Origin of the sequence: Leisingera sp. UBA4491, from assembly GCF_002388965.1 — a bacterium.
Classification (GTDB): domain Bacteria; phylum Pseudomonadota; class Alphaproteobacteria; order Rhodobacterales; family Rhodobacteraceae; genus Leisingera; species Leisingera aquaemixtae.
The window spans coordinates 14,125-23,574 of the sequence record NZ_DGNN01000033.1; the positions used below are offsets into that span (position 1 = coordinate 14,125).

Below are 9,450 nucleotides of genomic sequence, written 5' to 3' on the forward strand. Positions count from 1 at the left end.
CGGGCGAAATTAAGGTGTGCGCCTGCAGCCGCTGTTGACGCCGCTTGCCCGCCGCTTCACTGTCCCGTGTTCAAGACCACCATTGCAGGACAGGCAGGCGAATGAGCGACGATTGGAACGATTACGCCGACGGCTGGGACGGCAACAGCGATGTCCGGACCTATGCCGCCCGCGCCTTTGCCGCGCTGGACGCCTATGCCGGTATCACCGGCGGCGGCTGGCAGGACAAGCGGGTGCTTGATTTCGGCTGCGGAACCGGGCTGTTGAGCGAAAAACTGGCGCCGCATGTGCGGGACGTGGCGGCCGTGGATACCTCGGACCGGATGATCGCGGTGCTGCAGGAGAAGGCGCTGCCCAACGTGCGGGCGCTGCATTTGGATATTCTGGACAGCAGCGGACAGGGGGCCGGGGAGGACCTGAGCGGCTTTGACCTGATCTGTGCCTCCTCCGTTTGCGGGTTCCTGCCAGACTACAAAAGCGCCGTGGCGGCGCTGGCGGGGCGGCTGAACAGCGGCGGACTGTTTGTGCAGTGGGATTGGCTGGCGCCGGAGCAGGGCGGCTCCGGGCTGACGGAGCAGCAGGTGAGAGACGCGCTGCGGGATGCGGGCTTTGAATCCATCCGGGTTGAGCACGCCTTCACGATGGACGCCGGCGGCCAGGCGATGCCGGTTTTGATGGGCTCGGGTGTCCGCGCCGCGGAATGAACCTCTGCCCCTTGCAGCAGACGGCGTTCAGGACGCCCAAAGTTCTCCCGCCCGTCCCCGTTCGGATGTGAAATCCGAAGGGTCCGGTTGGGCCAGGCAGGCCGCGCCGCAGGCGCGGCCTGCCTGGCCCGTGGCGGCGGGCGCAGCCCGGCGCAAAACCTGATTTCGGGCTTCAGTCTTCTGCCGTTTCCGCCAGCTCCAAATGGCCCCAGCCGCGCGACAGCACCTTGCGCAGGATCGGCTCGAAGAACTCCAAGGGCTTGGCCGGATACGCCGGGTCAAAGGCGCATTGGTCGTATTTTTCGCAGAAGTACCGGCAGTCCTCCCAATAGGGACTGTCGCGGTACTTGTCGCGGGCGTTGCGGTCGCCGCCGAAATGGTGGTTGTAGTAGAAGCCCTGGAACACGCAGTGATGCTTCAGGATCCAGTAGGTCTTTTCGCTGACGTAAGGCTTCATCATCGCCGCCGACAGCTCCCCGTGATTGTAGGGCGACAGGATATCGCCGGTGTCATGCACCAGAGCGGCCACGATGATTTCATCCTCGGCGCCATCCTCCCAGGCGCGGGTCGCGGCCTGCAGGCTGTGCTGGTAGCGGTTCACCGGGTAGGGGGTCCAGTCCTCGTCCAGCGAGCGGATCGCGGCGAGGATCCGGTCAGGCAAGGCGGCGTTGTAGGCCTCCTCGTATTTCTCCACTGCGGCCCAGTCCTCGGCCGTGGCTTCGGTGAAACTGGTCCAGGTCGGCTTGTGGCTTTTGTCCAGCATTGGCGCGGTCCTTTGGTTGATCTGCTGGCAGCCTAGCCGGTCCCGATTGAGCAGGAAAACGAATTGATTTGCTCAGGCTGATTGGAAATATTGATCACTATGCAGATCAATTCCTTTGAGACCTTCCTGGCGATTGACGCCTGTGGCAGCTTTCACGGCGCGGCGCGGGCCTTGAATGTCACCCAGACGGCGGTCAGCGCCCGGATCAAGGCGCTGGAGGACCGCCTGGGGGTGGCGCTGTTTGAGCGCGGACCCGGCGGCACCCGGCTGAGCGAGGCGGGGCGGCAGTTCCGCCCTTACGCGGAACAGATGATGCGGACGTGGGAGTTCGTCTCCGGCGATCTGAAGGCCAGCCTGGCCGGGCGGGTGCCCTTGCGGCTGGGGGCGCAGCTGTCGGTCTGGGATCCGGTGCTGGTGGATGTGGCGGTCTGGCTGGAGGCGGAGCAGGGCACGGTGCCGTTCACGCTGAACTACGACCACGCGATGAACATGGGCGAGGCGGTGGCGCGGCGGCTGCTGGATCTGGCGATCGTCAACGAGGTGCCCGCGGGCACCGGCCTGGCGGTGGAGGAGCTGCCGCCGGAACGGCTGGTGCTGGTGGCGGACCGGCCCCTGAGGCTGGGGCGGGAGGCGCTGCCCCTGTTCATCAACCTGGAATTCGGCAGCGAATACGACGCCCGGCTGCGCGAGGTTCTGCCCCGCCGCAGCCGCCAGCACATCGTGCTGGGCAACGCGCTGATGGGGCTGCGCTACCTGCAAAAGCGCGGCGGCATGGGGTATTTCCCGGCCTATATGGCGGCGGAGGCGCTGGCGGCGGGGACGCTGCACGCGGTTGAGGGCGCGCCGGAGATCAGCCTTAGCTGCCGCGCGCTCTATTTGCCGGACAACCCGGCGCTGGAGCATATCCGCCAGGTGGTGCGGGGCCTGCAGGAGGTGCGCGGCAGTGGCTAGGGAAGAAAATTCCGGCGCGGAATTTTCCACGGAAAACAGGTGTTTTCCGGGCTGAATTCCGCGCCGGAATTCAGCGGGTCAGCTGATCGAAACACTCCATCGCCTTGGCCGCATACATCATCGCCGGGCCGCCGCCCATCTGGATCGACATCGCCAGCACATCCCCGACTTCGGCACGGCTGGCACCGGATTTGACCAGCGCCTCCACATGCAGGCCGATGCAGTCCTCGCAGCGCAAGGCAACGGCAATGCCCAGGGCGACGAATTCCTTCTGCTTGAACTCCAGCACGCCGCCCTGTTTCACCGCCTTGCCAAGCGCGCCAAAGGCCTGGGCGGTGTCCGGGATCGCCCCGTTCAGATTGCGCAGGCCCCTGCGGGTTCCGTCCAGTTTCTCGTGCCAGTTCATGGGCTGTTCCCTCGATAATATATTCGGATTATTGAAGGTGTATGGACGGCAAATCCAAGCGGCCTTGATCCAGGTCAGATGGCCGGTTTTTCCGCAACCAGGGCGAGGTTGTTGGCGGGCATCTCCACCGCCTGCAGCAGTTCCAGCCCGGCGCCGTGCAGCCAGTCAATCACGTCGAAATCGTCCTTGTAGCCCATCTCCGGGTCATAAGCGCTGAGCGCCGCGTGAAACGCCCGGTCGCCGTCGCTGGTCAGCTCACCGCCGCGCAGGAAGGGGCCGTAGATCACAAACCGCCCGCCGGGGGCGAGGGCGGCGGCGGCCTCGCGGATCAGGGTGCGGGCCTCGCCCTCGCTGATCAGGTGCAAGAGGTTCACCAGAACGATCAGGTCCTGGCCGGGATGCGCTGCGCCCCAGCCGGGGGCGGTGGCGTCGAGCCGAGCCGGCGGGAGGATGTTCTTGAGGCCGCTCTCTCCGGCATAGGTCCGGATGCTTGCCAGGCGGACGTCCTCCACCTCGCTTGGCTGCCACGTCAGGCCGGGCAGGCGGGCGGCATAGGCTGCCGCGTGCTGGCCGGTGCCGCTGGCCAGTTCCAGCGCGCGGCCCTCGGCAGGGGCCACCTCTGCCAGCAGATCGCACAGCACACCGCTGTTGCGGGCGGCGGCGGGGGCAAACAGCTTGCCATCGTCCGGTGCCGCCACCGAAGCCGAACCGGGAACCGGGCGCACCGGCATCAGCGCAGCCGGGCGGGCGACAGCGCCGCCACCGTATCCGCATCCAGCGCGGGCTGGCGGCCTGCCGCAAGGTCGGCAATCAGCTGCGAGGCTGCCGGTGCGGTCATGATGCCGTAACCGCCCTGACCGGCGCACCAGATGAAATCCGGCTGGTCCGGGTCCGGCCCCAGCACCAGGGTGCCGTCGCGGACAAAGCTGCGCAGCCCGGCAAAGCTGCTTTCGACCCGGGTGACCGGCTCTGTCACCATCTCCTCATAGCGCGCCAGCCCCTCGGCCAGCACCATGTCGTCGGCAAAGGCGTCATGCGGCTCCACCGGGTCGGCGTCGGCGGGGGAGACCAGGAGCTTGCCCGCATCGGGCTTGGCGTACCAGGTTTCGCCGACGCCCAGCAGCATCGGCCAGCCGCTGACATCAAGGCCGCCCGGCGCCGGCAGCCGTGCCATCGAGCGGCGCTTGGGCTGCAGCCCGATCGCCGCCACCCCGGCCAGCACCGCGACCTGATCGGCCCAGGCCCCCGCCGCATTGACCAGAGTGCGGCCCTGATAGGTCCGGCCGCCGACGGTGACCTCCCAGCCGCTGGCGGTCCGGGTGATGGCGCTCACCGGCGCCTTGGTCACGGTCTGCCCGCCCGCGGCGCGCAGGGCCTTGGCGAAATCCTGCAGCATCCGGTCGGTGTCGATATCCTCTGCCGCGCCGCTGATGGCGGCAAAGCCCACGGTGTCCGGGTTCAGAATGGGCACCATGGCGCGGGCCTCGTCCAGCTCCAGCGTGGCCATGCGCAGCGCATCCACGTCGCGGGCAAATCCGTCGGCGTCCCCCTTGGCCCCCACCAGCATCAGCCCGCGCGGCGACAGGTAGCCGCCGTCGCGCAAATAGGCGGCGCTGGCGCGGTTCAGGGCGACGGTGGCGCCGTGGCCGTAATTCTCCTCGAACAGCGCGGCGGAACGGCCGGAGGAATGGTAGCCAAGCGCGTCCTCCATCTCCAGGAGGGTGACGCTGCCGAGGTCCGCAAGCCGTGCGGCGGCGCTGGTGCCCGCCATGCCGCCGCCGATGACGATGAAATCCTGCATGGGTCTAATCCTGTTCTTCCAGCCGGTCAGTCGCAGGCGCAGGCCGCGGGCTGAGGGCTTCGATTGTGCTGTAAAGCTCTGCATCCATGCCGAAATCCAGCGCCGCCAGCGACGGCTGCAGCTGTTCGGCGTTGCGGGCGGAGATGATCGGCATGGGGGCCGCGGGATGCGCCGCGGCCCAGGCCACTGCCAGGGTGGCCGGATCGGTGCCGCGCTCCGCCGCAAGGGCCGACAGGCGCTGGGCGGCCTCATGCATGAAGGCCGGGCCATAGCGGGTGCGGTAGCCGTCGTCCTCCGTGATGCGGCCGCTGCCGCCGCGGGCGTATTTGCCGGTCAGCAGGCCGCCGCCCAGCGGGGAGTAGGGGGCTGCGGCGATGCCCTGATCGGCGCACATCGGCAGGATCTCCACCTCGGCCTGGCGTTTCACCAGCGAATACATCGGCTGCAGGATGTCCACGCCAATGCCGGAGGCCAGCCCCGCCATCTGTGCCTTCATCACCTGCCAGGCGGCAAAGTTCGAAAGACCGGTGTAGCGGATCGCGCCTTCGTCCTTGAGCGCGGCGAAACAGTCCATGGTCTCGCGCAGGTCGGTGTCCGGGTCAAACCGGTGCAGATAGAACACGTCGACCGTGTCCAGCCCCAGCCGGCGGCGGCTCTCGTCCAGCTGGGCGCGCAGGTTTGCAGCACCCGCGCCGCCGGTATAGCCCGCCTTGGTGGCGATCAGCAGCTGCTCGCGCTCCTCCTTGATCAGGCGGCCCAGGATCTGCTCCGCGCGGCCATCGGTGTAAAGCCAGGCGGTGTCGAAGTGGTTGATCCCGGCGGCGCGGCAGGCGGCGTGCATGTCTGCCGATTGCGCCTCATCGGCGCGGCCGCCGAACTGCATGGTGCCAAAGGCAAAACGGCTGGCCGGGGTGCCGTCCGGGGCGGTCAGAATCTTGCGTGCGGTCTGGGTCATGGCGCGGAGCTTGGCACAGGGGGGCAGGCAGGGAAAGGCGGTTTCCGCGCGCCTGCCGCACCCCTCCCGCTCCCCTGCCGCGGTGCCCTAATCCGGCCCGGCGCTGGGCCAGCGCGCCAGCGGCAGCGCGGAAAGGCTTGCGCTGCCGCTGGCCTGTTTCTGATCCTAATCAGCGAAACAGATTTTGTTTCTATCCAAATCCCGCACATATGCGGAAAACCGCGGCCCGCGCTGCCTGGGCTCGCCCTCGCATGTGCCGCCCAGTTCAATCGCCTTGCGGTGCAGCCTGGTGACTTCGGCGGCGGAGCCAAGGCTGAACCCCACCATGGTGCCGTTGCCATTGGTGGCCGCTTCGCCGTCGAAGGGCAGGGCGGCGGCAAAGGCGAAATCGTCCTGCAGCCAGTAGGTCATCCGTTCGCTGGGGCGGACTTGGGTAAGGCCCGAGTGCTCAAACAGGGCGTCGTAGAATTTGACCGACGCGTCCATGTCGTTAGTGCCGACAACGGCGTAATTCAGTTTCAAAGGCAGTCTCCAATATGCTTCACGGTTTCCCGGGCGGCCGGGCCAGGGTCGAAGGCGTCCGGCTGTCCGGAGCCGGGTGTACACCAGGGCAGTGACAGGGCGTGTCAGCAGGCTGCGCTGAATTCAGGCTTCTTCCCGCAACGCAAAAGGCCCGCCGGATGGCGGGCCTTTGTTTGTTTCGGAACGGGGCCGCTTACTGCGGGATGTCGCCTTCGAGTCCTTCGACATAGAAGTTCATGCCGGCCAGGGTGCCGTCGTCGGCGGTCTCACCCTCTGCCAGCCAGTCGCTGCCGTCCTGCTTTTTCAGCGGGCCGGTGAAGGGGTGGTAGGAGCCGTCCGCAATCGAGTCCTTGATGGCCAGTGCAGCCTCTTTCACGTCCGCCGGAACGGCGTCAGAGATTTCGCCGATACCCACCATGCCGGCGCCGATGCCGTCCCAGGTGTCAACCGACTCCCAGGTGCCGTCCATCACGGCCTTGGTGCGGGCAATGTAGTAAGGTGCCCAGTCATCAATGATCGAGGAGACGCGCGGCTTCGGCGCATACTCCGCCATGTCGGAGGCCTGGCCGAAGGTGATCACGTTGCCTGCGTTCTGGGCAGCGGCCTGCGGCGCGGTGGAATCGGTGTGCTGCAGGATCACGTCCGCGCCCTGTTCGATCAGCACCTTGGCGGCGTCGGCCTCTTTCGCCGGGTCGAACCAGGTGAAGGCCCAGACGATCTTGAACTGGACGTCGGGGTTCACCTTCTTGGCGTGGATATAGGCAGAGTTGATGCCGCGGATCACTTCCGGAATCGGGTAGGAGCCGATGTAGCCGATGATGTTGCTCTCGGTCATGTGCCCCGCGATAGTGCCCTGCACCGCGCGGCCTTCATAGAAGCGGGCGGAATAGGTGGAGACGTTGTCGGCGCGCTTGTAGCCGGTGGCGTGCTCGAACTTCACGTTCGGGAACTTCTTGGCGACGTTGATGGTCGGATCCATGTAGCCAAAGGAGGTGGTAAAGATCAGGTCGGCGCCTTCCAGCGCCATCTGGGTCATCACCCGCTCGGCGTCCGGGCCTTCGGCCACGTTTTCGACGTAGACGGTTTCGACCTGATCGCCGAATTCGGCCTCAACCGCCTTGCGGCCCTGGTCGTGCTCGTAGGTCCAGCCGCCATCGCCGACGGGGCCGACATAGACAAAGCCCACTTTGGTCTTGTCTTGCGCCCAGGCCGCGCCTGCGGCCAGGCCAAGCGCCACAGCGGCGCTGGTCAGGAGGTTGGTCAGTTTCATCAAAGGGACTCCCCAGTTGGTTTTGGTTGGCCCCGGCAGCCGGGGCGGTCAATATGTCCCCCCGCGTCAGCGGGAGGCGTGGAAATTGCGGCCAAGCGCAGCAGGTGCGCTGCTTTTGTCCGCGGAAAGGATAACAAGCACCAGGATGGTAATCAGATAGGGCGACATTGCCAGATACTCGACCGGAATGGCAACGCCTGCCGCCTGCAGATTGAGCTGCACCACGGTCACGCCGCCAAACAGATAGGCACCCAAGAGCGCGCGCCAGGGTTTCCAGCTGGCAAACACCACCAAGGCGAGCGCAATCCAGCCGATGCCGGCGGTCATGCCCTCGGTCCATTGCGGAACGCGAATGAGGCTGATGTAGGCGCCGCCAAGGCCTGCGCAGGCGCCGCCGAACATGATCGCAGCCAGGCGGATTTTCAGCACCTTGTAGCCGAGCGCATGGGCGGCGTCGTGGTTTTCCCCCACCGCGCGCAGCACCAGGCCGAGGCGGGAGTATTTCAGCATCCACCAGACTGCGGCGGTCAGCGCGATGCCGAAGTAGAGGATGATGTCATGGCCGAACAGGATCGGGCCGATCACCGGCAGGTCGCTGAGGACCGGGATGTGGATGTCGCCCATGCGCGGCGGCTTCACCCCGACATAGGACTGCCCCATCAGCGCCGACAGGCCCAGGCCGAACAGCGTCAGCGACAGGCCGGAGGCGACCTGGTTGGCCTGGGCAAACTGGGTGAGGATGGCAAACAGGATCGACAGTGCCGCGCCTGCGATGGCGGCGGCAATGAAGCCAAGGAAGGGCGAGCCGCTCTCCACCGCGGTGGCAAAACCGGCGATGGCGCCAACGATCATCATCCCCTCGACCCCGAGGTTCAGAACGCCGGCCTTTTCGACCACTAGTTCGCCGATGGCCGCCAGCAGCAGCGGGGTTGCCGCCACCATCAGCGAGGCGATGAGCAGGACCGGGTTGATTGCAGAAAGATCCATGTTACGCCACCTCCGGCTTGCCGATTGCGATGCGGAAATTGGTGAGCAGGTCGAACGCCAGCAGGAAGAACAGAAGCATCCCCTGGAACACCTGGATGGCCGCAGCAGGCAGCTGCAGGTTCGATTGCGCGATATCGCCGCCGATGTAAGTCAGCGCCATCAGTCCGCCTGCCAGCAGGATGCCCACCGGATGCAGGCGGCCCAGGAATGCGACGATGATCGCAGTGAAGCCATAGCCCACGTTGAAGTCGATGCTGACTTGGCCGGAGGGGCCGGAAACCTCGAACAGTCCGGCCAGTCCCGCCAGCGCACCGGAGGTGCCTAGGCAGAACAGCACCAGCCGGGTGGGGTTCACCCCGGCGAATTTCGCGGCCCGCGGCGCCTCGCCTGTCAGGCGGATGTGGTAGCCGGTCATGTGGCGGTTCAGCAGAACATAGGCAAAGATCACCGCGATCAGCGCGGCCACAACGCCCCAATGCATGCCGGTGCCGGCAATCAGCTCGGCGTTATGGGCGCTGTCCCAGGCCTGCAGGTTGCGGGAGCCGGGGAAGCCGAAGCCTTCAGGGTTCTTCAGCAGGCCCAGCGAGACCGAGGCCAGGAACTGCTCGGCCACATAGACCAGCATCAGCGAGACCAGGATTTCATTGGTGCCGAAGCGGGTTTTCAGAACCGCCGGGATCATCGCCCAGGCCCAGCCGCCAAGCGCGCCCGCCACAACCATCAGCGGGAAGATCAAGAACGACTCGGCAGGGTAGAAGGCAAGGCCCGCACCGGCGCCGCATATGGCGCCCATGATGTACTGGCCCTCGGCGCCGATGTTCCAGATGCCCGCGCGGAAGCCCAGCGACAGGCCGATGGCGATCAGCACCAGCGGCGCGCCCTTCACCAAAAGCTGCGGGCGGTAGTAAAAGGAGAACTCGCCAAACAGCGGCTCCCAGAAAATGGTGCGGATCGCCTCCACCGGCGGTTTGCCAAGCGCGGCAAACAAGAGCCCGCCGAAAATCATTGTCGCCAGCACCGCCACCAGCGGCGTCGCCATCGACCAGGCGCGCGACGGCTGCGGCCGTTTCTCAAGCCGGATCATTCAAGCG

The 9,450-nt window shown here is 66.3% G+C and carries 11 protein-coding genes; 2 read left to right on the forward strand and 9 right to left on the reverse strand.

The window, feature by feature from the left end:
• Positions 1–101: 101 nt before the first annotated feature.
• On the forward strand, positions 102–704 hold the full coding sequence (locus B2P87_RS19880) for a class I SAM-dependent DNA methyltransferase (protein ID WP_141890981.1): 603 nt from the start codon (positions 102–104) through the stop codon (positions 702–704).
• A gap of 172 nt (positions 705–876) precedes the next feature.
• Here the strand turns inward: B2P87_RS19880 and B2P87_RS19885 are convergent, their stop codons facing one another.
• Positions 877–1,467 (reverse strand): HD domain-containing protein, encoded by a 591-nt coding sequence (locus tag B2P87_RS19885; RefSeq protein WP_141890980.1) that lies wholly within the window; start codon positions 1,465–1,467, stop codon positions 877–879.
• Positions 1,468–1,566: 99 nt separating this feature from the next.
• Between B2P87_RS19885 and B2P87_RS19890 the strand changes: the two genes are divergently transcribed.
• The gene (locus B2P87_RS19890) at positions 1,567–2,418 is read left to right on the forward strand and encodes a LysR family transcriptional regulator (protein WP_244940728.1); all 852 of its coding nucleotides are present in this window, start codon (positions 1,567–1,569) and stop codon (positions 2,416–2,418) included.
• Positions 2,419–2,488: 70 nt separating this feature from the next.
• Here the strand turns inward: B2P87_RS19890 and B2P87_RS19895 are convergent, their stop codons facing one another.
• From B2P87_RS19895 to B2P87_RS19930, 8 genes are all read right to left on the reverse strand, one after another.
• Positions 2,489–2,824: a carboxymuconolactone decarboxylase family protein gene (locus tag B2P87_RS19895; RefSeq protein WP_141890978.1), complete on the reverse strand. Its 336-nt coding sequence runs from the start codon at positions 2,822–2,824 to the stop codon at positions 2,489–2,491.
• Between the two features lie 74 nt (positions 2,825–2,898).
• Positions 2,899–3,555, reverse strand: a complete 657-nt coding sequence (locus tag B2P87_RS19900; RefSeq protein ID WP_141890977.1) for a DUF938 domain-containing protein — start codon at positions 3,553–3,555, stop codon at positions 2,899–2,901.
• Positions 3,555–4,625, reverse strand: coding sequence for an NAD(P)/FAD-dependent oxidoreductase (locus B2P87_RS19905; RefSeq protein ID WP_141890976.1), 1,071 nt, complete (start codon positions 4,623–4,625; stop codon positions 3,555–3,557). The genes B2P87_RS19900 and B2P87_RS19905 overlap by 1 nt, the downstream gene beginning before the upstream one ends.
• Before the next feature lie 4 nt (positions 4,626–4,629).
• Positions 4,630–5,580 carry an aldo/keto reductase gene (locus B2P87_RS19910; RefSeq protein WP_141890975.1) on the reverse strand — a complete coding sequence of 317 codons (951 nt, stop codon included), beginning with the start codon at positions 5,578–5,580 and terminating at the stop codon, positions 4,630–4,632.
• Positions 5,581–5,745: 165 nt separating this feature from the next.
• Positions 5,746–6,102, reverse strand: a complete 357-nt coding sequence (locus tag B2P87_RS19915) for a VOC family protein (protein ID WP_141890974.1) — start codon at positions 6,100–6,102, stop codon at positions 5,746–5,748.
• 193 nt (positions 6,103–6,295) lie between these two features.
• A complete protein-coding gene (locus tag B2P87_RS19920; RefSeq protein ID WP_141890973.1) occupies positions 6,296–7,372 on the reverse strand; it encodes a BMP family ABC transporter substrate-binding protein in 1,077 nt (358 codons plus the stop codon).
• Positions 7,373–7,438: 66 nt separating this feature from the next.
• Positions 7,439–8,359 (reverse strand): ABC transporter permease, encoded by a 921-nt coding sequence (locus B2P87_RS19925; protein WP_141890972.1) that lies wholly within the window; start codon positions 8,357–8,359, stop codon positions 7,439–7,441.
• Position 8,360: 1 nt separating this feature from the next.
• Positions 8,361–9,443 (reverse strand): ABC transporter permease, encoded by a 1,083-nt coding sequence (locus B2P87_RS19930; RefSeq protein WP_141890971.1) that lies wholly within the window; start codon positions 9,441–9,443, stop codon positions 8,361–8,363.
• Between the last annotated feature and the right edge of the window lie 7 nt (positions 9,444–9,450).